Origin of the sequence: Rhodococcus sp. 14-2483-1-2, assembly GCF_002259405.1 — a bacterium.
Taxonomy (GTDB): Bacteria; Actinomycetota; Actinomycetes; order Mycobacteriales; family Mycobacteriaceae; genus Rhodococcoides.
In genome coordinates this window covers 421698-447950 of record NZ_NPFW01000013.1, presented here as the reverse complement: position 1 = coordinate 447950, position 26253 = coordinate 421698, and the positions used below count along the sequence as shown (strand labels likewise).

Annotated in this window: 23 protein-coding genes; 2 read left to right on the top strand and 21 right to left on the bottom strand. The window is 65.9% G+C overall.

Features of this window, described 5'->3' with window-relative positions; translation table 11 throughout:
• Positions 1-2 precede the first annotated feature (2 nt).
• Entirely contained in the window at positions 3-2285 is a 2283-nt protein-coding gene (locus CH295_RS13205) for a putative bifunctional diguanylate cyclase/phosphodiesterase (protein WP_094740954.1), read from the bottom strand.
• Between the two features lie 175 nt (positions 2286-2460).
• Positions 2461-2898 carry an OsmC family protein gene (locus tag CH295_RS13200; RefSeq protein WP_037195028.1) on the bottom strand — a complete coding sequence of 146 codons (438 nt, stop codon included), beginning with the start codon at positions 2896-2898 and terminating at the stop codon, positions 2461-2463.
• 101 nt (positions 2899-2999) lie between these two features.
• Between CH295_RS13200 and CH295_RS13195 the strand changes: the two genes are divergently transcribed.
• Complete coding sequence (locus tag CH295_RS13195; protein ID WP_252342026.1) at positions 3000-4220, top strand: lipase family protein; 1221 nt, start codon at positions 3000-3002, stop codon at positions 4218-4220.
• A gap of 109 nt (positions 4221-4329) precedes the next feature.
• Positions 4330-5655 (top strand): serine hydrolase domain-containing protein, encoded by a 1326-nt coding sequence (locus tag CH295_RS13190; RefSeq protein ID WP_094740952.1) that lies wholly within the window; start codon positions 4330-4332, stop codon positions 5653-5655.
• Positions 5656-5819: 164 nt separating this feature from the next.
• Here the strand turns inward: CH295_RS13190 and CH295_RS13185 are convergent, their stop codons facing one another.
• The 19 genes from CH295_RS13185 to dacB form a co-directional block, all read right to left on the bottom strand.
• A complete protein-coding gene (locus tag CH295_RS13185; RefSeq protein ID WP_057476701.1) occupies positions 5820-8360 on the bottom strand; it encodes an ATP-dependent Clp protease ATP-binding subunit in 2541 nt (846 codons plus the stop codon).
• A 274-nt stretch (positions 8361-8634) separates the two neighbouring features.
• Positions 8635-10158, bottom strand: coding sequence for a lysine--tRNA ligase (lysS, locus tag CH295_RS13180; RefSeq protein WP_094740951.1), 1524 nt, complete (start codon positions 10156-10158; stop codon positions 8635-8637).
• A gap of 36 nt (positions 10159-10194) precedes the next feature.
• Positions 10195-10617, bottom strand: coding sequence for a rhodanese-like domain-containing protein (locus tag CH295_RS13175; protein ID WP_037195570.1), 423 nt, complete (start codon positions 10615-10617; stop codon positions 10195-10197).
• An 11-nt stretch (positions 10618-10628) separates the two neighbouring features.
• Positions 10629-11198 carry a cysteine dioxygenase gene (locus tag CH295_RS13170; protein ID WP_094740950.1) on the bottom strand — a complete coding sequence of 190 codons (570 nt, stop codon included), beginning with the start codon at positions 11196-11198 and terminating at the stop codon, positions 10629-10631.
• 159 nt (positions 11199-11357) lie between these two features.
• Positions 11358-12158, bottom strand: a complete 801-nt coding sequence (locus CH295_RS13165) for a type III pantothenate kinase (RefSeq protein ID WP_037195023.1) — start codon at positions 12156-12158, stop codon at positions 11358-11360.
• A 4-nt stretch (positions 12159-12162) separates the two neighbouring features.
• A complete protein-coding gene (gene panD, locus CH295_RS13160; RefSeq protein WP_032380718.1) occupies positions 12163-12594 on the bottom strand; it encodes an aspartate 1-decarboxylase in 432 nt (143 codons plus the stop codon).
• A gap of 4 nt (positions 12595-12598) precedes the next feature.
• Entirely contained in the window at positions 12599-13543 is a 945-nt protein-coding gene (panC, locus tag CH295_RS13155) for a pantoate--beta-alanine ligase (RefSeq protein ID WP_094740949.1), read from the bottom strand.
• Entirely contained in the window at positions 13540-14451 is a 912-nt protein-coding gene (locus tag CH295_RS13150) for a Rossmann-like and DUF2520 domain-containing protein (RefSeq protein WP_094740948.1), read from the bottom strand. The genes panC and CH295_RS13150 overlap by 4 nt, the downstream gene beginning before the upstream one ends.
• Before the next feature lie 114 nt (positions 14452-14565).
• Positions 14566-15921, bottom strand: coding sequence for a DUF6779 domain-containing protein (locus CH295_RS13145; protein WP_212556169.1), 1356 nt, complete (start codon positions 15919-15921; stop codon positions 14566-14568).
• Positions 15922-16011: 90 nt separating this feature from the next.
• Positions 16012-16482 (bottom strand): DUF3180 domain-containing protein, encoded by a 471-nt coding sequence (locus CH295_RS13140; protein ID WP_037195566.1) that lies wholly within the window; start codon positions 16480-16482, stop codon positions 16012-16014.
• Positions 16479-16988, bottom strand: coding sequence for a 2-amino-4-hydroxy-6-hydroxymethyldihydropteridine diphosphokinase (folK, locus tag CH295_RS13135; RefSeq protein ID WP_094740947.1), 510 nt, complete (start codon positions 16986-16988; stop codon positions 16479-16481). Before folK ends, CH295_RS13140 begins: the two co-directional genes overlap by 4 nt.
• A complete protein-coding gene (folB, locus tag CH295_RS13130; RefSeq protein WP_094740946.1) occupies positions 16985-17389 on the bottom strand; it encodes a dihydroneopterin aldolase in 405 nt (134 codons plus the stop codon). Before folB ends, folK begins: the two co-directional genes overlap by 4 nt.
• Positions 17386-18234, bottom strand: a complete 849-nt coding sequence (gene folP / locus CH295_RS13125) for a dihydropteroate synthase (RefSeq protein ID WP_170945882.1) — start codon at positions 18232-18234, stop codon at positions 17386-17388. Before folP ends, folB begins: the two co-directional genes overlap by 4 nt.
• 19 nt (positions 18235-18253) lie before the next feature.
• Entirely contained in the window at positions 18254-18853 is a 600-nt protein-coding gene (folE, locus tag CH295_RS13120) for a GTP cyclohydrolase I FolE (RefSeq protein WP_037195562.1), read from the bottom strand.
• 219 nt (positions 18854-19072) lie between these two features.
• On the bottom strand, positions 19073-21985 hold the full coding sequence (gene ftsH, locus CH295_RS13115) for an ATP-dependent zinc metalloprotease FtsH (protein WP_094740944.1): 2913 nt from the start codon (positions 21983-21985) through the stop codon (positions 19073-19075).
• A 289-nt stretch (positions 21986-22274) separates the two neighbouring features.
• Complete coding sequence (gene hpt, locus CH295_RS13110) at positions 22275-22826, bottom strand: hypoxanthine phosphoribosyltransferase (RefSeq protein ID WP_032395535.1); 552 nt, start codon at positions 22824-22826, stop codon at positions 22275-22277.
• 11 nt (positions 22827-22837) lie between these two features.
• Positions 22838-23788, bottom strand: a complete 951-nt coding sequence (tilS, locus tag CH295_RS13105; protein WP_037195011.1) for a tRNA lysidine(34) synthetase TilS — start codon at positions 23786-23788, stop codon at positions 22838-22840.
• A gap of 41 nt (positions 23789-23829) precedes the next feature.
• Entirely contained in the window at positions 23830-24927 is a 1098-nt protein-coding gene (locus tag CH295_RS13100) for an Rv3626c family coenzyme F420 biosynthesis-associated protein (protein ID WP_094740943.1), read from the bottom strand.
• Positions 24912-26252, bottom strand: a complete 1341-nt coding sequence (gene dacB, locus CH295_RS13095; RefSeq protein WP_094740942.1) for a D-alanyl-D-alanine carboxypeptidase/D-alanyl-D-alanine endopeptidase — start codon at positions 26250-26252, stop codon at positions 24912-24914. Before dacB ends, CH295_RS13100 begins: the two co-directional genes overlap by 16 nt.
• Position 26253 lies beyond the last annotated feature (1 nt).

Below are 26253 nucleotides of genomic sequence, written 5' to 3'. Positions count from 1 at the left end.
GCTCAGATGCGTTCGCGGGCGAGCTCCCATTCGAGTTTCGTCGGCATCTCCGAATCCAGTTTCGCCACAGCGTCGACCAGGAACTCGGCGGACATCGGCCTCCCGAGGAAGTAACCCTGGGCACCGTCGCAGCCCAACTCGCGGAGCGCATCCAACGTGCCCGCGTCCTCGACCCCCTCTGCCATCACCCGCACCCCGAGGCTTCGAGCCAGGTCGATGGTCGAGCGCACGATCGACGCATCGGTTTCGTCGGTGTTCATCTTCGACACGAACGAGCGGTCGATCTTGAGCGTCTGCACCGGCAGTGTCTGCAGGTAGGCCAACGAGCTGTAGCCGGTGCCGTAGTCGTCGATCGCGATGGTGACGCCGAGGCCACGCAGCGACGTCAACGCGTTCACCGAACGCACCGGATCGGTCATCGCCGTCGTCTCGGTGACCTCGAATTCCAGAGCATGTGCAGGAACCGAATACTTCGCCAGCGCGGCCACGACCTGTTCGGTGAGCGTCTCGTCGAGCAGATTTCGGACCGAAAGATTGACCGAGACAGACAGATTCACGCCGCGGCGACGCAGCGCACTGCACTGCGCCAACGCCTCGTCCAGCACGAGCGCGGTGATGGCGGGCAACATGCCGGTGCGCTCTGCGTCGGGCAGGAACATCGACGGTCCGATCAGACCTTCACGCGGATGCTGCCACCGCAGCAACGCCTCGACGCGATCGACACTGCCGGATTCCAGGTCCAGGCACGGCTGGAAGAACACTCGAAGCTGGTGGTCACGAATCGCCGTGTCGAGTTCCCCCAGCAACCGCATCTGATCGTGGCGGTCGCGATCCATGTCGGGTTCGTGACGACCGACGCGGGTGTGGCCGGCCTTCGCGGCCGTCAACGCCACGTGGGCACGCTGAAGCATCGCCTCACCGTCCACCTGACTCGCCGTCGGAACCTCGGTCGACGCGATTCCGACGGCCGCGTCGAGCGCCACGTTGATGTCGTGCACGAACATCGTTCTGCTGACTGCGAACTGGAGCCGCTCGGCGGTGTCCGATACGTCGATCCGAGCCGGCCGCCTGCGCATGGCAACGACGAACTGGTCCCCACCGAGCCGACCGACGAGGTCGTCGGATCGCACCGATGCGACGAGGCGATGACCGATCTCGCGCAGCACACTGTCTCCGACGCTGTACCCGAAGGTCTCGTTGATCTGGGCGAAGCGATCGATATCCACCACGAGCGTGAAGACGTCCGAATCACCGCGGGTGGCGAGCATCGTGTCCAGCCGCTCTCGGAGCAGTCGGCGGCTGGCCAGTCCGGTGACAGCGTCCGTCCGAGCCACGTCCTCTAGTACCGCGGTCTGCAGCCGCAGCGTGTTCAGGAAGCACGCCATGCGGCATCCGACGAGGGCGATGACCAGTGCCGAGGACACCACGATCACCCAACCCCACTGTTGCACGGGTATTCCGCGGGCCAGCTGAACGGCCATCGCGAGGGGTGTCACGGCGACCGCGAGCGTGAGTCCGAGGAATCTCGCGCGCCCGAATCTGAAAGGGCTGGACCGGTCGATCCGCGACACGGCCTGCTCGGGAACGTGAAGCGCGATCACTCCGAAACACACATAGGCTGCCAGCCACAGCGTGTTCAGGAGAGTCGAACGGTACAGCTCGGAGGCGTTGACCGCGGCATAGGACGCGAAGTCGGCCGAGACGAGGAACACGACGCCGGCCGCGGCCGCCAGGAACGGCACCGTGGTCGACCGGGTCAGCAGGTACAGACTGCCGACGAGCGTCAGCAGAAATGCATCGATGGTGAGATAGACCGTCGCCGGCCACAGTTCGATGGCCGACGAGAACGACCACGCCGCATCGTCGGAGATCACGAACACCCATGTGGCGAGGCCGAAACCGACGGCAACCACCAGGCATTCGAGTAGCTCTTCGACCCCGAACACGAGCCCGTTCTCGTCCGCGGCTCGGGCGAAACCCACGGCGATCACCAGATAGCCGAGCAGATAGAAGATGTCGGACGAGGAGAACGTCGACACTTGTCCACCGCCGGCCTGCACCGTCGCGATCAGCGCGTCGCCGATGCCCCAGGAGCCGACGCCGACGGCCATGTACTTCCATGTCCGCTTGTCCGGCCCGGGTTCCCGAAAGTAGCGATACCCGAACGCAGCAACTGTGGCCAGAAGCACGATTGCGTATATCGCACCTTGGGGTATCCCCGGCGGGGCGATCGCGTACGCCGCGACAGCGAGTGCACCGAGGCCCAGGAAGCGCGTCCACAACATAGTGGGGCTGATCCTTCCTAGGCCGGTCGGTGCATACCCCGAACGTACGCATCAGCCGATCGAACCCGACGTTTGACCTCGATTCGTTACCGAATCACCCTGCAGATGGGTCAAGTAACGAACTATTTCAAACCTGGCGATTGTTCGCCAGTCTCACATCGGGCGATTTGTCCGTTCAACCTTCGAGGGCCGCGTCCAACGTGATGTCGACTCCGGTGAGTGCCTTGCTGACGGGACATGTCTCTTTTGCTGCCTGAGCAGCTTTCGCGAAGCCGTCTGCGTCGAGGCCCTCGACCTCGCCTCGCACGGTGAGTTTGATGCCGGTGAGCTTGAAGCCGGGCTCATCGGGACCGAGCGAAACATCGGCGGTGACTTCGAGGCTCTGCGGGGTACCGCCTGCCTCGGCGATCAACGCCGACAGCTGCATCGCGTAACAACTCGAATGAGCCGCGGCGATCAATTCCTCGGGACTGGTGGTGCCGTCGGCTTTCTCGGCGGCGCGCTTGGGAAACGACACATCGAAAGTCGCTGCGCCTGAACTGGACAGCTCTACCTGGCCGGAACCTTGTTCCAGAGTTCCATTCCAAGCTGTGCGTGAAGTACGAGTTGGCATCGAACCGAATCCTTTCGTAGTCGACCCTGTGCAGGCCCAATTCTCAGGCTAACGTCAGCAGCGTGAGCGGGCTACCGAGTGCGACGATGTCGACACGAAGGGTGCAACAAACGAGAAGCGTCGCGCGCGCAGCAACGATCGCGGCAATCGCGATCCTGTCGATCGTGGGATGTTCGACGCCGATCGCCGGGGCCGGTCCCCTGACGGACTTCTACGACGAGCCGGTGGCGACGCTCGGCACTGCGCCGCTCGGCGAGGTGGTCCGAAGTCTGCCCGTCAACTCGCCCAAGGGGTTCGGACTCGGATTCGACATCGAACGGATTCTCTACCGGTCCACCGACACGCACGATCGACCCATGGTCGTATCCGGCTACACCATGACCCCCACGGCTCCGTGGACCGGACCAGGCCCCCGGCCGGTGATCGCCTACGCGCCCGGCACTTCCGGCATGGCGGACCGATGCGCCGGATCGGCCGTTCTCGGCACGGTCGGCTCGTCCCCGGCCATCCTGCCGCTGCTGCTGGCCGGGTATCGCGTCGTCGCAACCGATTACCAGGGACTGGGCACCCCCGGCGGGCACACGTACCTGAACCGGATCGCCTCGGGCCGAGCCCTGCTCGACGCCGCCAGAACCGCAGACGTCCAACCCACCACGCCGGTGGTGCTGTTCGGCTACTCCGAAGGCGGGTTCGCGTCCGCATCCGCCGCCGAACTCGCCGCAACCTACGCCCCGGAGCTGAACATTCGAGGAGCGTATGTCGGTGCGCCACCGGCAGATCCGACGCTCAACATCGACACACTCGACAACACCGGTCTCGGCAGCGCCGTGCTCTTCGCCGTCGACGGGATGATCAACGCCTACCCGGAACGAGCAGCGAGTATCCGCGACCTCTTCGACTCCGACGGCGTCGCCGCGCTCGACGCCGCTCAGAACTGGTGCACCACCGACTCCGCGGCCACCGCGACAGTGCGAACGGCCGAACTGACCCGCGACGGCCGACCACTCACCGAGCAATTGAGCAACCCGATTCTGTCCGGCATCACCGAGACGAACACCGTGGGGCGCATCGCCCCCGCCATGCCGGTGTACCTGTCGCACGCAGTCGAGGACGACACCGTACCCATCGAGCAGAGCCGCACCCTGCTCGAGCGCTGGCAAGACCTGGGCGCAGACATCACCTACCGCGAATACGACCTCCCGGCCATCCCGGTCGAGGGCGCGAACCACCTACCCGGGGCTCTGGCGGCATATCAAGATGTCCTGCCCTGGATCGCGGGGCTGGTTGACGCAGGAGTGGAGCCTGCAGGAACGACCCGATAGGCAGGAGTGGAGCCTGCAGGAACGACCCGATAGGCAGCAGCTGATCTCAGGTGTGAAATCAGGGTGTTCACCGAGGCGTCGCCCCCGATGAGGTTGGTTCACTCCATCCATGCGCATCGCCCACGCTCTGCTCACCGTCGTAGCAGTGCTGACCGCAGGTTCCCCCACCTCACCGGACCCCGGCATGGCGTCGGACATCGAAGTTGTCGCCGAAGGACTGGGACTGCCGGGGGTCGCGTTCCGTGTCGTGTCCGAGCACGAGGTGTTGGAGAACGTCGAGTACGGCCTGGACGGAGGCGGTGCGCCGATCGACGAGGGAACTCCGTTCGTGTGGGGTTCGGTATCGAAATCGGTGACGGCGGCGGCGGTGTACTCACTCGTCGAACATCGAGCCCTCGCCCTGAATCAGACCGTCAATTCGATTCTGCCGGAGAGTGATTCGATCGTTCCCGACGATGTCACGATCGAGAACCTGATCCACCACACCAGCGGTCTCCCCCACGACGTCACCGAATTGGACGTATGGGGGCGTACGGCGCCAGCGCTCGACGTCGTCCCCACCCTGGACGTCGCCGTCACCGACCGCGGCACCTTCCGCTACTCCAGCCTGAATTATCTACTGCTGCAGGCGATCGTCGAGAAGGTCACCGCCGAGCCCTTCGCCGACGTCGTGGCCCGCGAGACCGGAGTGCACACCGCAGGCAACGTCGCGCCCGGCCACGTGCCGTTCTTCACCTTTCCCCGCAGCATCGATACCGGAATCGACTCCGCAGGAATGGGTTACGGCTACCTGAGCGGCTCCGTCGAAGAACTCTCGCGCTATGCATCCAGGCAACTGACCGCTCCGGCGTCGAACAGTCCCGATACGGTGCCGACGGGTTCGGCCGCGGCCTACGGCTACGGCTGGTACGTCGAAACGCTGCCCGACGGTACCGAGATGCGCTGGCATTCCGGGGCGGTCCCGGGCTACTTCACTCACGTTGCACTCGTTCCGGAACGACACCTGGCCGTGGTCTTCGCGACCAACAAATACGGCGAACTCGAGGCCGACAAGCTCGCCTCCGCAGCCCGCTCCCTCGTGCTCGCCCGACTCGGCATCGACGAACCCCGCACCACCGGCCTCGGCATGTACGAGATCGCGCTGATCGCGTCGAGCGCACTTGTGGTGTTGCTGGCGATCTGTGCGGCGCGAACCCTGCGGGGATTCGGAACTGCCCCGGGTCGATGGGCATCCGCGCGCGCCCTGGCTGCCCTCGGCGCGGGCGGACTGCTGTACTTCTCGCTACCCGCACTCGCCGGTGCGCCGATCTCGACCCTGGCCCGCTGGGCTCCTGACATCGCGCTGCTGTTCTGGATTCTGCTCGCTGAACTTGCCCTCATCGCCGTTGCCCTCGGTGCTCGGGCCCTGCGTCAATGGACCACTACACACGTCTGACCGTTGCAAGGGTCCATTCACGCCCGACGGCTACCTGCGTGAATGGACCCTTGCATACGTCTGGGCGGTGCAAGGGTCCATTGACGCGAACGGGAGGGGCGGGCGGACATACGACAACGGGCGACCCTCCGAAGAGGATCGCCCGTTGGGTGGAGCTGTGAAACTTACTCGCTGTCGCTGTCTCCGCTGGCCTTGGCCAGGTCGACCGGGACCTCGTCGGGGACGATGATGGCCTTCTTCTCGCCGCGGAACGTGAACTTCGCGTCCTCGCCAGCGCCTTCGCCGTCCCAGTTCTCGACGTCGACCAGGATGATCTGGCCGGCTTCGATCTCGCCGAAGAGGATCTTCTCCGACAACGCGTCCTCGATCTCGCGCTGGATGGTGCGACGCAGTGGCCGCGCACCCAGTACGGGGTCGAATCCGCGCTTGGCCAGCAACGACTTGGCCTTCTCGGTGACCTCGATCGCCATGTCCTTGTTCTTGAGCGCACCTTCGACTCGGTTGAGCATGAGATCGACCATCTGGATGATCTCGTCTCGCGTGAGCTGGTGGAACACGACGATGTCGTCGATACGGTTCAGGAACTCGGGGCGGAAATGCTTCTTCAGCTCGTCGTTGACCTTGAGCTTCATCCGCTCGTAGTTCGAGCCGGTGCCTTCACCCGAGGAGAAGCCGAGACCGACAGCCTTGGAGATGTCTGCGGTACCGAGGTTCGAGGTGAAGATCAGCACGGTGTTCTTGAAGTCGACCGTGCGTCCCTGTCCGTCGGTGAGACGACCGTCTTCCAGGACCTGGAGCAGCGTGTTGTAGATCTCCGAGTGGGCCTTCTCGATCTCGTCGAACAGCACGACGGAGAACGGCTTGCGGCGGACCTTCTCGGTGAGCTGGCCACCCTCTTCGTAGCCGACGTATCCGGGAGGAGCACCGAACAGACGCGAGGCGGTGAAGCGGTCGTGGAACTCGCCCATGTCGATCTGGATCAGCGCATCGTCCTCGCCGAACAGGAAGTTCGCGAGAGCCTTCGACAGCTCGGTCTTACCGACACCGGACGGGCCGGCGAAGATGAACGAGCCCGACGGACGCTTCGGGTCCTTCAGACCTGCACGGGTACGACGGATCGCCTTCGAGACGGCCTTGACTGCCTCGACCTGGCCGATGATTCGCTTGTGCAGCTCGTCCTCCATGCGGAGCAGACGAGTGGTCTCCTCCTCGGTGAGCTTGAAGACGGGGATGCCGGTCCAGTTTCCGAGGACCTCGGCGATCTGCTCGTCGTCGACCTCGGCGATGACATCGAGGTCACCGGAGCGCCACTGCTTCTCGCGCTCGGCGCGCTGACCGACGAGGGTCTTCTCCTTGTCGCGCAGGTTCGCAGCCTTCTCGAAGTCCTGTGCGTCGATGGCCGATTCCTTCTCCCGGCGCGCGTCGGCGATCTTGTCGTCGAACTCGCGCAGGTCTGGCGGCGCGGTCATCCGGCGGATGCGCATCCGCGCGCCCGCCTCGTCGATGAGGTCGATTGCCTTGTCGGGCAAGAACCGATCGTTGATGTACCGGTCGGCCAATGTGGCGGCCGCGACGAGTGCACCGTCGGTGATCGAAACGCGGTGGTGAGCCTCGTAGCGATCGCGCAGACCCTTGAGGATCTCGATGGTGTGCTCGACCGTCGGCTCGCCGACCTGGACGGGCTGGAAACGACGCTCGAGTGCGGCGTCCTTCTCGATGTACTTGCGGTACTCGTCGAGGGTGGTGGCACCGATGGTCTGCAGTTCGCCACGAGCCAACTTCGGCTTGAGGATCGACGCTGCGTCGATGGCACCTTCGGCAGCACCTGCGCCGACGAGCGTGTGCAGCTCGTCGATGAACAGGATGATGTCGCCGCGGGTGTTGATCTCCTTGAGCACCTTCTTCAGGCGCTCCTCGAAGTCACCGCGGTAACGGCTGCCGGCCACGAGCGAGCCGAGGTCGAGGGTGTAGAGCTGCTTGTCCTTGAGCGTCTCGGGAACCTCGCCGTTGACGATGGCCTGAGCCAGTCCCTCGACGACGGCCGTCTTACCGACACCGGGCTCACCGATGAGAACAGGGTTGTTCTTGGTACGACGCGAGAGCACCTGCATGACGCGCTCGATTTCCTTCGCACGACCGATGACCGGGTCGAGCTTGCCTTCGAGCGCGGCCTGGGTGAGGTTGCGACCGAACTGATCGAGGACCAGTGACGTGGACGGTGTACCCGCCTCGCCGCGACCGCTGCCGCTCTCGGACGGCTCCTTGCCCTGGTAACCGGACAGCAGCTGGATGACCTGCTGGCGTACCCGGTTGAGGTCGGCTCCGAGCTTGACCAGAACCTGAGCTGCGACGCCTTCGCCTTCGCGGATCAGGCCGAGCAAGATGTGCTCGGTGCCGATGTAGTTGTGGCCGAGCTGCAGTGCTTCACGCAGACTGAGCTCGAGTACTTTCTTGGCGCGCGGGGTGAACGGGATGTGACCGGACGGAGCCTGCTGGCCCTGGCCGATGATCTCCTCGACCTGGCTGCGTACTCCTTCGAGGGAGATGCCCAGCGACTCGAGAGACTTGGCCGCGACGCCTTCGCCCTCGTGAATGAGGCCGAGCAGAATGTGCTCCGTGCCGATGTAGTTGTGGTTGAGCATCCGGGCTTCTTCTTGAGCCAGGACGACAACACGCCTCGCGCGATCGGTGAACCTCTCGAACATCGCTCTCCCTCACTTCTTGGTGGGTGGTAGCTCGCCCACCAGTTCTTCTAGCGCCGCAGTGTCCATACGCTGAGGTCGCTTGTGCATTTGAAGGTAAGACTGATTCTCACTGTAGTTGGCCGACGTGACGAACGCCGACCCTCCACCCCTGAAATGCTGCGCAACCGCCCGCGGATCCGGACTGCTGTGCCTGCTTACAGTTCATAACGCAGGCACTATGCAAAACGTTTCCCATTCGATGTCCGCTGCTGGCGAACAGCGCTTTACCTACCGATCAGGCCTGCGAGGGCTTGACGATCGGAAACAGGATCGTTTCGCGGATGCCCAGGCCGGTGAGCGCCATCAACAGACGGTCGATGCCCATGCCGGTTCCGGTGGTCGGCGGCATGCCCTGCTCCATCGCGGCGAGGAAGTCCTCGTCCAGAACCATCGCCTCGTCGTCGCCCGCCGCAGCCTGACGAGCCTGGTCCTCGAAACGCTCGCGTTGAATGATCGGGTCGATCAACTCGGAGTATCCGGTCGCCAACTCGAAGCCGCGTACGTACAGGTCCCACTTCTCGGTGACGCCGGGCTTGCTGCGGTGCTGCCGGGTCAGCGGGGACGTCTCGACGGGGAAATCGCGAACGAACGTCGGTTCGGTCAACGCGTCGCCCACCTGGTGTTCCCACAGTTCCTCGACGAGCTTGCCGTGGCCGTAGATCGGGACCCCGTCCTTACGCGGCACCTCGACACCGACCTTGTCGGCGATGGCGAGCAGTTCGTCGACGGTGGTCTCGGGGGTGACGTCGAATCCGAGCGACTCCGACAACGACGGGTACATCTCCAGCGTCGTCCATTCGCCGCCGAGGTCGTAGGTGGTGCCGTCGGGCAGCGTCACCACGGTGGATCCGAGCGCAGCCATGGCCACTTCCTGGACGAGTTCGCGCGTCATCTTCGCCGAGTCGTCGTATGTGCCGTAGGCCTCGTACGTCTCGAGCATCGCGAACTCCGGCGAATGCGAGGAGTCGGCACCTTCGTTGCGGAAGTTGCGGTTGATCTCGAAGACCTTCTCGATGCCGCCGACGACGCAGCGCTTGAGGAACAGCTCCGGTGCGATACGCAGGAACAGATCGGTATCCATGGCATTGGAGTGGGTGACGAACGGCCGCGCCGCAGCACCGCCGTGCAGCGTCTGCAGCATCGGAGTCTCGACTTCGAGGAATCCTCGACGCTCGAGTGCGTTACGCAGTTCCCGGACGACGGCGATGCGCTTGCGGGCGGTCTCACGCGAGGTCGGGTTGGTGATCAGATCCAGGTAGCGCTGCCGGATGCGCGTCTCTTCGTTCAGTTCCTTGTGCGCGACGGGCAGGGGCCGCAGCGACTTCGACGCGATCTGCCAGGCGTCGGCCATGACGGACAGCTCGCCGCGTCGGGAGCTGATGACCTCGCCGTGCACGAACACGAAGTCGCCGAGATCGACGTCGGACTTCCATTCCGCGAGAGCGTCCTCGCCGACACCCGCCAGGCTGATCATCGCCTGCAGCTGGGTGCCGTCACCCTCTTGCAAGGTGGCGAAGCACAGCTTGCCGGTGTTGCGGACGAAGATGATGCGGCCGACGACTCCGACGATCAGGCCGGTGGTCGTATCGGGTTCGAGTTCGGGGAACTCGGTGCGGATCTCGAGCAGCGAATGGGTCCGCGGGACGGACACCGGATATGCCTCGACCCCGCGCTCGAGCAGCGCGGCGCGCTTGGCACGACGAATCCGTAGTTGCTCCGGGGTGTCGTCGGCCTGCTGGGGAGAAGCTGTGTCAGTCACGCGCACACACTTTACAGTCCGAGCGAGTGAGGACGATCAGTGCGCAGCGACGGCCTCGGCCTCACGGACGCAGTGCTTGGCCTGCGTGAGTACCCCGAGCAGTCCAGCCGACTTCAGCGCCTGGTAGCCGCCGACCAGGTCGGTGGACTTGTGCAAACCGAGCTGTTGCAGCGACGCGGCGGCGAGCGAGGAGGTGTAGCCCTCGGAGCAGATGACGATCCACTCCACGTCGTGGTCGACGGCGATCGCCAGACGCGCATCGCTCGTGGGGTCCAGACGCCATTCGAGGACGTTGCGTTCGATGGCGAGTGCGCCGGGCAGCGTTCCCTCCACTGCTCGCTGCGCCTGGGGGCGGATGTCGATGACGACGGCACCTCGCTCGACGGCGTCTCGCAGTTCGAACACGGTCATGCGATCGATGGTCTCGCGCGCGGATTCGAGCATGTCGACAATGGTCATGGTCTGGATGGTCACAGTGTGGCCTTCTCGGGTTCGTCGGTGAGCTCGCTACGGGTACGACGCAGCGTGGACCGTTCGGTCACTTCGTAGTAGGACATCGCCGTCAGCGGCGGCGAGTAGGCGTGCACGCTGAGAGTGGGACCCGTCGTGTCCGACGCCGGATCATGCATCACGTCGTGCACCCACCCGAGCGGGAACGACGCCTGATCACCGGCGTCGAGGTGACGCTGCCTCAGTCCCGTTCCAGCCCAACGATATTCGAGGAGCGAGCCACTGAGCACGGTCAGCGCACCGAGCGACCCCGCGTGATCGTGAAGTTCGGTGGACCGATCGGGAACCCAGCTGATCAACCAGACGTCGAGGTCATCGTCGGAATGCAGACGGACGGCCCAACGCTCGTCCGTCGGCCAGCGGCCACCGTCGGGAAGCAGGTGATCGAAGCGGCCCTCGAGGACGTCGGATGCGCCCTGGTCGGTGATGCGCAGCAGGTCCGGTGGACGCAACCGAGTCGGCAGCGTCGAGACCGAACGCGACGGCAATCGGGTGCGGGAGGGTGCAGAAAATACAGGTGTGGAAAGCATGAAGCTCTACTCCAGGGGTGTGTTACGAACGAGGCAAGGTTCAGCCTCGACAACACTCCTGGGTGGCCATGCACGTCATCACGCCGACGATTCTGACACACGAACGCCCGATCCGCCAGCGCTGGACCGAAACATTCAGCGTGGCCGCCGCCGAAACACTCAGCGCGGACGCCGCTTTGCCATGTTGCGTTCGTAGACCAGACGCAGACCCTCGAGCGTCAGATCCGGTTCGTGGTGCTCGATGGTCGTCGATTCCGGCAGGATCAGCGCGGCGATGTCGCCGGTCCCGATGATGGCGACATCCGTTCCGGTCACCTCGGGAACCTCCCGTCGAATTCGCCCGACCAGGCCGTCCACCAGACCGGCGAAACCGAAGATGGTGCCCGACTGGATGCATTCGACAGTGTTCTTGCCCAACACCGAACGAGGCCGGATCATCTCCACCTCGCGCAGCGTGGCAGTGCGGGTCGACATGGCCGACGCCGACATCTCTAGTCCTGGGGCGATGGCGCCGCCGAGGAATTCGCCCTTGGCCGAGACGACGTCGACGCAGGTGGTGGTTCCGAAGTCGACCACGATGCACGCCGAGCCGTACAGGTCGTGTGCGGCAAGGGTATTGACGATACGGTCGGCTCCGACCTCTTTGGGATTGTCGACCAGCAGCGGCACTCCGGTGCGCACACCGGGTTCGACCATCACGTGCACCACGTGATCCCAGTAGCGCGCGAGCATCGTCCGCATCTCCCGCAGCACGGACGGCACGGTCGACAGCGCAGTGACTCCGGTGATCCGTTCGGCGTCCTCACCCAGCAGACCGCGCAACATCAGAGCCAACTCGTCGGCCGTCACATGCGGGTCCGTCCGAATTCGCCAATCGCGCAGCAGTTTCGAGTGATCACCGGTGCCGGTGAACAGACCGACCACGGTGCTGGTGTTGCGCACATCGATCGCGAGGAGCATCGAATCAGACCAGCACGGAATCGGCCCGCAGATCGCGCGGCGTGATCAGACCCGAGCCCGCAGGCGCATGAGCCGGGTCGCTGCCCAACTCGACCGGACGGTTCTTCTCGTCGACGAACACCACCCGCGGCGCGTAGTCGGCAACCTCCTGCTCGTTCATCACCCCGTAGGCGATCAGGATGACCAGGTCGCCCGGGTTCACCAGATGCGCTGCAGCTCCGTTGATTCCGATGACACCGCTGCCGCGCTCACCGGTGATCACGTACGTTTCGAGTCGAGCGCCGTTGTCGATGTCGACGATGGTGACCTGCTCGCCTTCGAGCAGATCGGCCGCCTCCATCAGATCCTGATCGACAGTCACCGAGCCCACGTAGTGCAGGTCTGCGTGCGTCACGGTGGCGCGATGGATCTTGGACTTCATCATGGTACGAAACATCGTGTCACTCTCCACTTGTGGGATCGTCCGGGCCAATTTCTTCTGGTCGTTCCGCAGGCTCCACTCCTGCCTCGAGGAAACCGGTGCCGACGGCGACACCGACGTTGTCGATCAATCTCGTGGTGCCCACCTTGGCTGCCACGAGCAGTCTGCCGTCGCCACGTTCGGGAGCGGGTCCGAGATGCGGGTCGCGTACCTCCAGGTAGTCGACCTGCACCAGCGGTGCCTCGTCCAGCACGGCACGCGCAGTGGCGATGATGGCCTCGCTGCCGCCTGCCGCGGCGTGTGCCCCGGCGACCAGTGCGGCCGACAGCGCCATCGCAGCATCGCGCTGCTCGGCATCGAGATACCGGTTACGCGAGGACAAGGCGAGTCCGTCCTGCTCGCGAACCGTCGGAACCCCGATGACGGCGACGTCGAAGTTCAGATCGCGCACCATCTGCCGGATCAACGTCAGTTGCTGGTAGTCCTTCTCGCCGAAATAGGCACGATGCGGTGCAGCGATCTGCAGCAGTTTGGCCACGACGGTGAGCATTCCTGCGAAATGTGTAGGCCTGCTTGCACCTTCGAGTTCTGCGCCGAGCGGACCGGGATTGACGGTGGTGCGCGGACCCGACGGATACATGTCCGACACCGACGGCGCGAAGACCAGTTCGACGCCCTCCTCACGCAGCAGTGCCACATCGGCGTCGAGAGTCCGCGGGTAGGCATCGAGGTCCTCGCCCACACCGAACTGCAGGGGGTTGACGAAGATCGACACGATCACCACTGCCCCGGTGAGCTTGGCCTGCCGCACCAGCTGCAGGTGCCCGGCGTGCAGGGCACCCATGGTCGGGACGAGAGCGACCTGCTTCCCGACGCCCCGCAGTGCTTTCGACACCGACGTGATCACCGCAGGATCGTGGTGAACCGTCAACTGCCCCTTGGTGTAGCTGCCCGCGAGGGTCATCGATTCCCTTCCAGAAGTTCGATCAGGTCTGCCTTGGCACCGATGCGCTGTGCCGATCGCAACGACAGCGCGCGGTATCCGGCTGCGATCCGCGAATCCACGGACTCGAGCACGTCGAGATGCTTGCCGACTGCAGCGGTGTCGCCGCGGGCCACCGGCCCGGTGAGGGCCGACTGGCCGTTGCGCAGCGCATTGTCCAGCGCAGCTTCGAGCAGCGGGGCCAGAACACGCTCGGGCACACCGCGTTCGGAATCCGAACCGGGAAAACCCGGTCCGGTCAACGCAACTCGGAGCGCTTCGACGGCGTCGACCACCAGTGTAACGAGGTGATTGCTGCCGTGCGCGAGCGCGGCGTGGTAGAGCGCCCGGTTGTTCTCGGGGACGTGCACCGGCTCGCCGCCGATCTCGAGCACGAGAGCCTGCGCCACTGCGTAGCCGATCTCGTCGCCTGCAGTGATGCCGAAGCACGCGGCCGTCATCCGGTCGGTGTCCTCGGCTCCGCCGCTGAACGTCATGGCCGGGTGGATGGCCAAGGGCACGGCACCGAGAGCAGCCAGAGGCTCGAGCACCGAGATCCCGTTCGCTCCGGAGGTGTGCACCACCAACTTTCCCGGTGCAACCGCCCCTGTGGACGCCAGGCCCGCGACGATCGACGCCAACTCGCTGTCCGGTACGGCCAGAACGAGCAGTTCCGCGCGACGAGCAACCTCGTCCACGGGCAGAACTTGGGACTCGGGAAGCCGCTCACGCACCCGCGCGAGAGACGCATCGGACACCGCGGCGGCACCGACGACAACATGCCCGACGCGTTCGAGCGCCTCACCGAATGCGGTACCGACCCGTCCCGCCGAGACGACACCAACCGTCAAGCGAGCCGGAGACAGACCACCGGTGCCAGAAAAGGTCACCGAAAATTTCCTCTCGTTCGTTCCAGTCCCGCGTGGCGGGTACCAGACGTCCTGCAGGGAACAATAGCGACAGTGAGCCCTCGCGGGCCATGGAAGAGCAGTGTGATCTGGTTCTCAGTCTGCGCGACGGCGGCGGCGACGCGTCCCCGGATCCGTTGTGGTCACGTCGGACGAGTCACCACCCTGCAGACCGGCCATGATCTCTGCGACGGATCGGCCGTTGGAGTGCGCTCCCGTGGCATCCTCGTCACTCGACTCCGCGCGCCTGCGACCCCGCCGGGGCGAGACGGACGTGTCCTCGGCCGATGTCTCGTAGTCGTGATCGGCCGCGAAGAACGCGTCGGCCGACTCACGCAACGAGGCGCGAGACTCCGAGAGGGCGTCGCCGTTCGGGACCGCGTCCGATCCGTGTTCGGGCTCGGTTGCGTACTGCTCGGCCGGCTCCGAGGCAGACTCCGCCGAAAACGACTCGGCCGAAAACGACTCCGTGGGATACGAACCGACCGAATCGGCCTCCGCCTGCCCGGTCTCGTAGGTCTCGGTGGTGGCCTGCGGCTCGAACTCCGCCGCAGGTTCCGGTTCTGCAGCAGGTCGACGCGTCTGCTCGAAGTCGTATGCGGTGAAAGGCGAGCTGGGCGGCGTGACGCGTCCCGCCGGTCTCGGAGCGCCGTAGGGACGTGCCTGCGCTGCAGGCCGCTCGAACGATTCCTCGGCTGAGTCGGAGGCGTCGGTGTCGTAACTCGTCTGCTCGAACGAATCCTCGTCGTACGGATCCTGAGCCGACTCGGCAGCCGCCGGCGGCGCTGCCGAAGCCGTGGCCTGCGGCATCTCGTCCGGATCCTCGGGGTACACCACCGACGTCTCCGCCGTGACCGGCTCGTCGTACGGAGTGCCGACGCCGTTGAGGCCGGTTCCCGGTGCCATCGAACCGTTGCCGTTCCCGCGACCGGGGACGTACAGGCCCGACGGCGCAGGTTGGTAGCTGTCGTATCCGCGTCCGCCGAGCTCTTGCATCCTCATCGCCTCGGCCCGCAGTGCGACGCGTTCGGTGGGCAGATTGCCGTCGAAGAGCACCTGCAGGTTCTGGCGGAGGGCGGCGAGTTCGTTGCGTAGCGCTGCGACCTCGTCGATCTCGAGCTGCGATTCGCCGCGAACCCGAGCTTCGACGCTCATCTCGTACTCACGTCGCGCCGAGATCTCCCGAGCCAACTGCAGCTCGTAGACCGTCTGCAGGTCCTTGGCCTTGGTCTGATCGGCGGCCGCCTCACGCCGGTACTTGGTCATCGCGAATGCACCGATCACCGCAGCCCACAGCGCCGAGAGAACACCGACCCTCATCCACTGCACGCTCTCGGTGAAGAGCAACAACACACTGGCGATGATGCCGAACACGACGAGCGCCGCGAGGAACAGCTGGCTCGCACTACGCCTCTTACGGCGCCCCTTCTTTGCGCGAGTCTGATCTGTCATGTTCACAAGGGTAACCGGCAAATCGTTCGCAAATAGTCATCCTCGACCGATCACTTACACAACCGAGGTAACAATCAAATGTTTCGGGCGTTACCGAGAACGCTCGTCGTCATTGTCTTTCGGGGTCCGGCAGCACTGCTCGAGCCACACCGCGGCGGCGACGACGGCCAGTCCGGCCACGAGCGCAACGACGGCTCCGACCCGATCCGACGACGCTGCCCGCACCGTCGCCGCACGCGGCATCACGTACACCAGAAATCCGACGCACACCCCGACGACAGCTGTTCCCACCAGCATCGATGCCTTCGCCAGCACCAGCGCCCTGAACACCGTCAACGGATGCAGATCGTGCAGACCGCCGCCCACCCGATGCTCGGCGATGCGGTTGCGAACGATCACCGCAGTGACCACCTGCACCACCGCGACCAGATACAACGATGCGCCGGCGTACACCGGAATCGGCGGCAAGGAGCCGTAGAAGACCCGAACCAGCAGCCACGTGCCGATCGAGGCGACCAGGAAAAGACCCAGGACATCCCAGACCTTGGTGGGATTGGTCACCACAGGCGATCACCGCTGCCGTCGAGACGTACGACTCCGGCCCGCTCCTCCGCACTCGATCGCGCGAGCAACTCGGACACCGGCACGTCGTCGCCGCCGACGCGCAGGGTGGCGTCCGGTTCGACGTCCAGCCAGGGCAGCAGGACGAACGCTCGTTCGTGTGCGCGCGGGTGCGGAAGGATCAAACGAGGGTCGTCGCTGATCACGTCTTCGCACACGATCACGTCGACGTCGAGGCTCCGCGGCCCCCACCGCTGCACTCGGACGCGATCGGCCGCCTCTTCGAGGCGCTGACCGAAGCTCAACCAATCCCAGGCGTCGAAACCGTCGTCCTCGGCCACCACCACGGCATTGAGGAAGTCCTGCTGCTCGACGCCACCCCAGGGTGCGGAGCGGTACACCGGCGAGCAGACAACCAGCCGCGAACCCAATTCGGCTGTGACAGAGCGTAAGTGGGCGAGCGAATCACCGATGTTGCTGCCGATGGACAGCACCGCACGGGTCACGGCCGCTCCCGGTACGCCACCACGGCAACGTCCCCGAACGTCAGCGGAATGGGGGCCGACGGCTTGTGCAGCACCACTTCCACCGCCTCGACGCGCGAGTCGTACGCCAACACGACCTCGGCGATCTCGGCCGAGACCGTCTCGATCAGATCCCTGGACGGTCCCGCGACGACGGCGGCAGCGTGCTCGGCCAGTTCTCCGTAGTGCAGCGTTCGGGTCAGGTCGTCGGTCTCGGCCGCGGGACGCAGGTCCATCCACACGGTGATGTCGACGACGAAGTCCTGCCCGTCTCGCTTCTCGAAGTCGAAAACCCCGTGATTGCCGCGCACCGTCAGGCCACGCAGCTCGAGGCGGTCGCCGCGACGCGTCCCTGCGCCGACGTGGCTGCTGATCTCGCTCATGCTCGATCACCCTGCCATGCCCGTACGACGGCAACCGCGTCGAGTGATGCGCGGGCGTCGTGCACACGCACACCCCACGCTCCCCCGGCGACGGCGAGGGCCGACACCACCGCCGTGGCGACCTCACGTCCGTCCGGTGGCCGCGGAGAACCGTCGGCGTCCGCCAACAGCGACCCGAGGAAGCGCTTACGGGAAGCACCGACGAGAACGGGGAATCCGGCCGACACCAGGTCGGGAAGGCCACGCAGCAGTTGCCAGTTGTGATCGGCGTTCTTGGCGAATCCGAGGCCGGGGTCGAGCACGAGCATCGCCGGGTCCACTCCCGCCGCCACTGCGTGATCGACCTGTTCGAGCAGCTCGCTGCGAACGTCGGCGACCACGTCGTCGTATCGATCGGCCGGACCTGCGTGCCGGTATTCGGATCCGGCGGCTCGCCAATGCATCAGGATCCACGGCAATCCGCCGGCCGCAACCACCCCGGCCATGTTCGGATCCGCCCGACCGCCCGAGACGTCGTTGACGATCGAGACCCCGGCGTCGATCGCGGCCTCGGCGACCGAGGCGCGCATCGTGTCGACGCTGGTGGCCACCCCTGCTGCGGCCAGCGCGGCGATGACCGGCACGACGCGCTGCGCTTCGAGGGTCGGATCGATCCGGTCTGCGCCGGGACGCGTCGACTCACCACCGACATCGACGATGTCGACTCCGCGACGATGCATCGCCAGGCCGTGTTCGACGGCGGCCTCGACATCGAGGTATCGACCGCCGTCGGAGAACGAATCGGCAGTGACGTTCAGGACACCCATGACGACGGGTGCCGGGGGGATACTCCGCGCCGGGCTCATCGGGAATCGACCGGCCGCGTCATTTCCGCAGAATCAGGTCCAGAGCTTCCGAACGCGATGCCGCGCTGGACTGCAGCAGACCCCGCACCGCCGAAGTGGTGGTGCTGGCACCGGGCTTGCGAATCCCGCGCATGGCCATGCACAGGTGCTCGGCCTCGATCACGACGATTGCACCGCGCGGGTCGAGCTTGCGCATCAACGCGTCGGCGATCTGGCTGGTCAGACGCTCCTGCACCTGCGGACGCTTGGCGTACATGTCCACCACGCGCGCGAGCTTCGAAAGGCCGGTGACCTTGCCGCTCTTGCCCGGGATGTAGCCGACGTGTGCGACGCCGTGAAACGAGACCAGGTGATGCTCGCACGTGGAGAACATGGGGATGTCGCGGACGAGGACCAGTTCCTGGTGTCCCTCGTCGAACGTCGTGTTCAGCGCCGTGTCCGGGTCGGTGTAGAGCCCGGCGAAGATTTCGCGGTAGGAGCGCGCGACGCGGGCCGGGGTGTCGAGCAGACCTGGACGGTCGGGATCCTCGCCGACGGCGATCAACAGCTCACGTACGGCGGCCTCGGCGCGAGGCTGGTCGAAGACCGCACCGGTGGCGTAGGCCACTGTCTGTTCCACTGCCCGTTGCTGCGCTGCTGGGACTTCTGCCGAGTCGTTCGACGACTCGTCGGTCCGGTTGACTGACACGAGAACGTACCTCCGGTTGGGCTCCGCGAATGTGACAGCTGGGCCGAACTGCACCTGTTCTTCGCAGAGCAGCTGCGCCGACCTACAGCACGGTTCGAACGACGGACTGGGCCGACCGAAACGGTCGACCCAGTCAGCCTAATGACCGACCTAGCGGTACGAGCCGCCCGGTCCTTCCCAGCGTTGCGTGCGTGGACCTTCGTCACCGTCGTCCTCGGCTCGCTCGTCTCGACGCGAGTCCTCGGGCGCGCTGTTCGAGGGACGATCGTCTCCGGGCAGCGGGTAGCTCTGCGATGGAGTCGGAACCTCCCAGGTGGGAGGCGGCGCCTCGGCCGGTGCAGCATCGTCCCGGTTCTGGCCGTACGGCGGCTCGTGCCGAGAGGTACGACCCTGGTCCCGAGCGTCCGGCCGGAACGGATCCGGCTGATACTGCGGCGACTGATATTCCGGCGGTTGGTTCGACGGCGGTTGGTTCGACGGCGCAGAGGTCGGCGGCTGATATGCCTGCGGCTGCTGATAGGTGGGGTGCTGTCGGTACGTCGGCGGCTGTCCCTGCGGAGGCTCGTACCGGCTCTGATCCGGTCGATCCGATTCCGGCTGCTCGCGATTCGGTTGATTCGCAGCCGGCGGCGTGGTCGGTCCCTGGTAACGGGGAACCGAGGACTGGTCACGCGGAGGCCATCCCGGAGCCGACCATCCTGCCGGGGCACCGTAATCGGGACGCGAGCCCTGGCCGGGGCCGCTCGGGCGAGGTTCCTGCCTGCGGTAGCCCTCGGAGTACCCGCCCCCGTTGGGAGCACCTCCGATGGCCGGGCCGCCGTAACCTCCGTTCGGCCCGCCGTTGTAGCCACCGCCGTTGAAACCGCCGGTGGTGGGGGCGCTGCGTCGACCGTCACCGTTGTTCGGCGCATTGACGTCCCCGGTGCCCGGCGATCCGTTGACCGGGCCACCGTTCGACGGAGCGCCATTGGTGGGCGCGCCGTTGGTGGGCGCGCCGTTGGTGGGGGCACCGTTGTATCCGTTGCTCCCGTTCGGGTAGCCACCCTTGCTCAGCTGCGGCGAACCGGCGTAGCTGGGCTGCGGAAACTGTTGCGGCGGAAGCTGCTTCGGGGCCGGCGGCACCGGAGGCCACGGCTCGCCGCGCTCGGCGGCGAGTTCGCGGGGCGTCTTGACCGGCGGCTTGTCCGAGGGCTTGCGATCACCGAAGTCGTTGAACAGGGTGATGCGCGGCCGCTTGGTGACGCTGTGGAAGATCTTCTCGAGGTCCTTGCGGGTGAGCGTCTCGCGTTCGAGCAGCTCGGAGGCAAGGGTGTCGAGCAGGTCGCGGTACTCGTTGAGGATGGCCCACGCCTCGGTGTGCGCAGCCTCGATGAGCTTGCGCACCTCCTCGTCGATCTCACGGGCGACCTCGTGCGAGAAGTCGGACTGCTGGCCCATCGAACGGCCGAGGAACGGGTCGCCCTGTTCCTGCCCGTACCGAACCGCGCCGAGCTTGCTGCTCATGCCGTACTCGGTGACCATCGCGCGAGCGATCTTGGTGGCCTGGTCGATGTCGGAGGACGCACCGGTGGTCGGCTCGTGGAAGACGAGTTCCTCGGCCGCGCGTCCACCCATGGCCATCACGAGGCGAGCGATCATCTCCGACCGCGTCATCAGGCCCTTGTCGTCCTCGGGCACGGTCATCGCGTGGCCGCCGGTGCGACCGCGAGCGAGGATGGTGACCTTGTAGACGGGCTCGATGTCGGGCATCGCCCATGCCGCGAGAGTGTGGCCACCCTCGTGGTACGCGGTGATCTTGCGCTCGTGCTCACTGATGATGCGGCTCTTGCGGCGCGGGCCACCGACGACACGGTCCACCGACTCCTCGAGGGACGCCTCGGTGATGACGGTGCCGTTCTCGCGAGCGGTGAGCAGTGCGGCCTCGTTGATGACGTTGGCCAGGTCGGCACCGGACATTCCGACGGTTCGCTTGGCGAGACCTTCGAGGTCGGCGTCCTGGGCGACGGGCTTGCCTGCCGAGTGCACCTTGAGGATCGCCCGACGGCCTGCCAGGTCGGGGGCACCGACCGGGATCTGCCGATCGAAGCGGCCGGGACGCAACAGCGCGGGGTCGAGGATGTCGGGGCGATTGGTCGCGGCGATGAGGATCACGCCGGTGCGTTCCCCGAAGCCGTCCATCTCGACGAGGAGCTGGTTGAGCGTCTGTTCGCGCTCGTCGTGACCGCCGCCCATGCCTGCGCCGCGCTGGCGACCGACGGCGTCGATCTCGTCGACGAAGATGATGCAGGGGCTGTTCTGCTTGGCCTGCTCGAACAGGTCGCGCACTCGGGACGCGCCGACACCGACGAACATCTCGACGAAGTCCGAGCCGGAGATGGTGAAGAACGGCACGCCTGCCTCGCCTGCGACGGCGCGCGCGAGCAGCGTCTTGCCGGTTCCGGGAGGGCCGTACAGCAGCACGCCGCGCGGAATCTTGGCACCGAGCGCCTGGTAGCGCGCCGGGTTCTGCAGGAAGTCCTTGATCTCGTAGAGCTCTTCGACTGCCTCGTCTGCGCCTGCGACATCGGCGAAGGTGGTCTTGGGCATGTCCTTCGTCAGCTGCTTGGCCTTGGACTTACCGAAGCCCATGACGCCACCGCGTCCGCCACCCTGCATGCGGCTCATCACGAAGATGATCACGCCGAGGATCAGCACCATCGGCAGGATCAGCAGCAGGAACGAGCTGAACCAGCTCTCCTGGGTGACGGTGGTGTTGTAGCTCGTCAGACCCTGCGAGTCCACCTTGTCGAAGATCTGCTCGGACGCCGAGTCCGGGTACTTCGCAATGATCTGAGTTTCGTTGCCCGAGGCCTCGTTGGCCTCTTTGAGCGTCAGCCGAATCTGTTGTTCGCGGTCGTCGATCTGCGCGGACTCGACGTTGCGGTCGTCGAGCTGGGCGATCGCCACCGAGGTGTCGACCGTCTTCCAGTCCCGCGTGTCGTTACCGAAGTAACTGAAGGCATAGATCACCAACAGAATGCCGAAAACGATGGCAAGATTTCGTATTACTGTCTTCCGATTCATACAGCTTCAGCCGAGTCGGCCGTGTCCTTTCAGTCCGCTCCCGCGCGCTGGCTGCTCCCTGCCCGCCGGATACTCCAGGCTAGCGCGAGACTCGGACATCTGACTCGCTCATACCTGGCGCTGTGCGTCCACGCACCTGTTTGCGTCGACGCTTCTACCCCTCCAACGACTGCACTCCCCCGGCAGTTCCCCACCTCTTGGGCACCCTATCCGCATCGATGGACCATTGCATACGTCTCGGCGCGGCAATGGTCCATTCACGCGAACGGGGCGGACCGAAGGAACGGACTCAGCTGTAGACCTTGGGATCGAGCAAGCCGATGTACGGCAGATCCCGGTAGCGCTCGTTGTAGTCGAGGCCGTAGCCGACGACGAATTCGTTGGGGATGTCGAAGCCCACGTTCGCGACCTCCACGTCGACCTTGATGGCGTCGGGCTTGCGCAACAACGTCACCACCGACAACGAGGCAGGCGAGCGCGTCGCGAGGTTGCGCTTGAGCCAGCTCAGGGTCAGTCCGGAGTCGATGATGTCCTCGACGATCAGCACGTGGCGTCCGGTGATGTCGCGGTCGAGGTCCTTGAGAATCCGGACGACGCCCGACGACGAGGTGGACGAACCGTAGGAGCTGACCGCCATGAACTCGAGCTGCGCCGGGATGGGCAATGCGCGCGCGAAGTCGGTCATGAACATGATCGCGCCCTTGAGGACGCCGACCAGGAGCAGGTCACCTTCCGGCGAGCCTTCGGGATACCGCTGGGCGATCTCTTCTGCGAGTTCCGCAGTGCGTGCTTTGATCTGTTCCTCGGAAATGAGAACCGATTCGATGTCGCCCTCGTACACGGGGTTTCCCTTCATTCGTTCTCCAGGCCGACGCTCAGCCTGCCATGTCGACGCGAGCACACCAACCTGGCGTCGGGCGTTCCGCCTGGCAGCGCAACCCCGCCCTGGCCGGTCCACCGTCCGACGAGGGCATCGACGGCCCGGATCTGCCGGTCGGTCAGGGACGTCACACCCCTGCCGAGCAACCATCGGCGCAGCACTCGCCGGCGAACTGCGGGATCGAGCGGGTCGAGCGCCGCGACCGCGAGGTCCGGTGAATCGGTGTCCACGACCGATTCGGCCATCGCGTCGAGCACCCGGCCGTCCTCGCGCAACTGCTCGGCCGTCCGCGCGAGCGCCGCGGCGACACCACCGCCGAGCACGTCCTCGAGCAAGGGCAGCACCTCGTGACGCAACCGCACCCGAGTGAAATCGGTGTCGGTGTTGTGCGGATCCTCGAACGGCTCGACCCCCAACTCGACGCAGGCAGCTCGGGTCACGCTGCGTCGAACCCCGAGCAGCGGCCGACCCCAGGGCGCATCGAATGCCGCCATGCCCGCGATCGACCGCGGTCCCGATCCGCGCCCCAACCCGAGCAGCACCGTCTCGGCCTGGTCGTCGAGGGTGTGCGCCACCAGCACCGACGCGTCGCCGCGGGCCCGGTTCAACGCGTCGTACCTGGCTCTGCGGGCGGCCGCTTCCATCCCTCCCGAACCGGTCACCTGCACCGTCAGAACACGTGCGTCATCGACGCCGAACTCGAGGGCACGCGCCGCCGCGATCGAGGCCACCTCGGCAGAGCCGGCCTGCAGACCGTGATCGACGATCAACGCCCGCACGTTCGGAGCCTCGGCCACGGTCGCTGCGGTCAGGGCCAACGAATCCGCTCCACCGGACAATGCGACGACCACCGGCCCAGGATGCACCGACAACCAACCCCGAACCGCGTGCCTGATCTCCAGCAGAGCAGGCCCTTCAGGCATTCGTGGTCGTTCCGCAGGCTCCACTCCCTCAGGCAGGAGCACTAGCCCAGAACTCGGGCGATCCAGGCGTCGGGGTCCTCGATCTCCGACAGCAACGGCAGGGTGTCGGGCCCGGTCCACACGGTGTTGAAGCGTTCCATCCCCACCGTGGCGACGACGTGATCGACGAATGCCTTGCCGCGCACGTACTGCGCCATCTTCGCGTCCATGCCGAGCAGTGCCCGGATGACGCGTTGAAGTGGATTCACCTTGCGTTGCCTGCGCTGATCGAACGCACCGCGAATCTGCGTCACGGTCGGCACGACGGCCGGTCCGACGGCGTCCATCACGTGGTCGGCGTGGCCCTCGAGCAGTGTGCCGAGCACCAGGAGTCGGTCGATGGCGTCGCGTTGAGGCTGCGGCTGGGTGGCGCGCAGCAGTCCGACGATGCCTGCGTCCTCGGACTTGGACGACCCGCTCGGATTCTTTCGGGCCTTCAGCGCGCCGGTGAGCCGGTTGGCGACATCGGAGAGCGGCTCGTCGGTGCCGTCGGAGAGGACCCCCACGTTCTCGCGCATGTAGCCGCCGAGCCACGGAGCGGAGGAGAACTGCACTCGATGGGTCACCTCGTGCAGGCACACCCACAGGCGGAAGTCGCTGGGCGACACACGAAGTGCACGCTCGACGGCAATCACGTTGGGCGCGACGAGGAGCAGGGTTCCGTTCTCGCCGGTGAACGGGTCGTACTGTCCGAGAATGGCGCTGGACAGGAAGGCCAGCATCGCTCCGGCCTGCAGTCCGGCCGGCTTTCCGCCGAGCAGCCCGGACGGCGGCGTACCGTCGTCGTCTCCGGTCAGGTGCTTCATCGACGCCGCGGCCGCGGCGATCCAGCCGGCACGGTCGACCACCTGGGCGTCGGGCACGGGGAGTCCGTCGGCCAGGCCGGTGGTCTCGCGCACCGGCCCCTCGGCCCGAATGGATGCGGCGGCAAGCTCTTCCACGGCTGCAGCGGCGGTGTAGCGCGAGGTGGCCGGACCCGGGCGGGCCAGCTTGGCTCCGGCCTTGGCTGCCACGGACCAGTCGACGGCACCGGCGAAACCGGAGGTGGCTTCGCTGTCGTCGGTCTTCGCTGCTGCGTCCGTGTTCACTGGCAACCACACAATCTCAGGGTCGATGCGACGGCATCGAGGGCGGGGCGACTGACGTCGGGTGGCCGGTCGTTGGACATCAGAGCGAAGGTCAGGATCCGGCCGTCGACGTCGACGACATATCCCGCCAAAGCGCTTGCGGCAGAAAGGGTCCCGGTCTTGGCGCGAACCCAGCCCGCTCCGGTCCGATTCCCCGAGGCGTACCGATCCGTCAGGGTTCCGGTGGCACCGGCGACGGGAAGGTAGTCGAGCATCGGACGCAGCGCCGGCTGCTCGGTTCCGGCGGCCGAGGTCAACACCTGATCGAGCAGCCTGGCCGGAATCTTGCCGTCGACCGACAGCCCGCTGGCGTCCTCGAGCAGGAGTCCGGCCATGTCGAAGCCTGCGGAATAGAGGGTCTGTCCGATCGCTGCCACTGCACCGGAAAAGCTTGCGGCCGTGTTCATCTCCAGCGAGAGTTCGCGTCCGACGGCCTCGGCGAGGACGTTGTCGGACCGATAGATCATTTGCTGCAAGCGGTTTCGCAGCGGAGCGGATTCGACGGATGCAATCTGATCGGCCCCGTCGGTCGCCTTGCCGGTGGTCACCACGGCCGGGTCGACGCCCAGCCCCGCGGCCAGCGCCCGGCCCGCGTCCAGTGCCGGGGTGGTGCTGCGCGGCGATTCGTCGACGAGTGGGTCCGATCTTCCGCCGTCGAGCATGATCGGTTCGATCGGCGTGATCGAACCAGCTGCGATGTCGGCGGGAAACCAGCCCTGCGCCATCGTGTCACCGGAATAGATCGAGGTGTCGACGGCGATGCTGCGCACCACCGTTCCGCTGCGCCGAATCTGCTCGACCAGGTCGTCGATGCGCGCCGCGCCGGGATAGAACCCGTCGGTTCCGACCGGCAGCGCGGTGAGTGTCGGGTCGCCGCCCGCGATCAGCACGATGTTGCCCTCGCCGCTTCCCTGGACCACGCGGGTGGTGACGCGGTGATCCGCCGGGAGCGCGAGCATCGCAGCCGCCGCGGTGAGCACCTTCGTGGTCGAGGCAGGCGTCATCGGAGTGTCGGGGTTCTGGGACCAGAGCACCTGGCCGGTCTGCGCGTCGGCGACGGTTCCGGTGAACGTGCCGAGGGCGGGATCGTCGACCACCTGGGCGAGTGCAGCTGCCAGACCTGCCGCGTTCGGCATCGGTGCCGATTCCGGGAACGGGGTGATCGCCGGGTCGGGCAGCACCGTGTCGGGTGGCGGCTCGATCGCGGTCTCGGCACCGTCGGACACCGACGGCAGCACCAGCGCTGCGGTCGTCACGGCGAGGATCACCACGAACACGGCACACAGCGTCAGGATCATG

Bases quoted from the DNA above. Each gene is read 5' to 3' on its own strand.
- CH295_RS13205 (WP_094740954.1), bottom strand. From the start codon at position 2,285: ATGTTGTGGACGCGCTTCCTGGGCCTCGGTGCACTCGCTGTCGCGGCG.
- CH295_RS13200 (WP_037195028.1), bottom strand. From the start codon at position 2,898: ATGCCAACTCGTACTTCACGCACAGCTTGGAATGGAACTCTGGAACAA.
- CH295_RS13190 (WP_094740952.1), top strand. From the start codon at position 4,330: ATGCGCATCGCCCACGCTCTGCTCACCGTCGTAGCAGTGCTGACCGCA.
- CH295_RS13185 (WP_057476701.1), bottom strand. From the start codon at position 8,360: ATGTTCGAGAGGTTCACCGATCGCGCGAGGCGTGTTGTCGTCCTGGCT.
- CH295_RS13175 (WP_037195570.1), bottom strand. From the start codon at position 10,617: ATGACCATTGTCGACATGCTCGAATCCGCGCGCGAGACCATCGATCGC.
- CH295_RS13170 (WP_094740950.1), bottom strand. From the start codon at position 11,198: ATGCTTTCCACACCTGTATTTTCTGCACCCTCCCGCACCCGATTGCCG.
- CH295_RS13165 (WP_037195023.1), bottom strand. From the start codon at position 12,158: ATGCTCCTCGCGATCGATGTGCGCAACACCAGCACCGTGGTCGGTCTG.
- panD (WP_032380718.1), bottom strand. From the start codon at position 12,594: ATGTTTCGTACCATGATGAAGTCCAAGATCCATCGCGCCACCGTGACG.
- panC (WP_094740949.1), bottom strand. From the start codon at position 13,543: ATGACCCTCGCGGGCAGCTACACCAAGGGGCAGTTGACGGTTCACCAC.
- CH295_RS13145 (WP_212556169.1), bottom strand. From the start codon at position 15,921: ATGACAGATCAGACTCGCGCAAAGAAGGGGCGCCGTAAGAGGCGTAGT.
- folB (WP_094740946.1), bottom strand. From the start codon at position 17,389: ATGAGCGAGATCAGCAGCCACGTCGGCGCAGGGACGCGTCGCGGCGAC.
- folP (WP_170945882.1), bottom strand. From the start codon at position 18,234: ATGAGCCCGGCGCGGAGTATCCCCCCGGCACCCGTCGTCATGGGTGTC.
- ftsH (WP_094740944.1), bottom strand. From the start codon at position 21,985: ATGAATCGGAAGACAGTAATACGAAATCTTGCCATCGTTTTCGGCATT.
- tilS (WP_037195011.1), bottom strand. From the start codon at position 23,788: ATGCCTGAAGGGCCTGCTCTGCTGGAGATCAGGCACGCGGTTCGGGGT.
- dacB (WP_094740942.1), bottom strand. From the start codon at position 26,252: ATGATCCTGACGCTGTGTGCCGTGTTCGTGGTGATCCTCGCCGTGACG.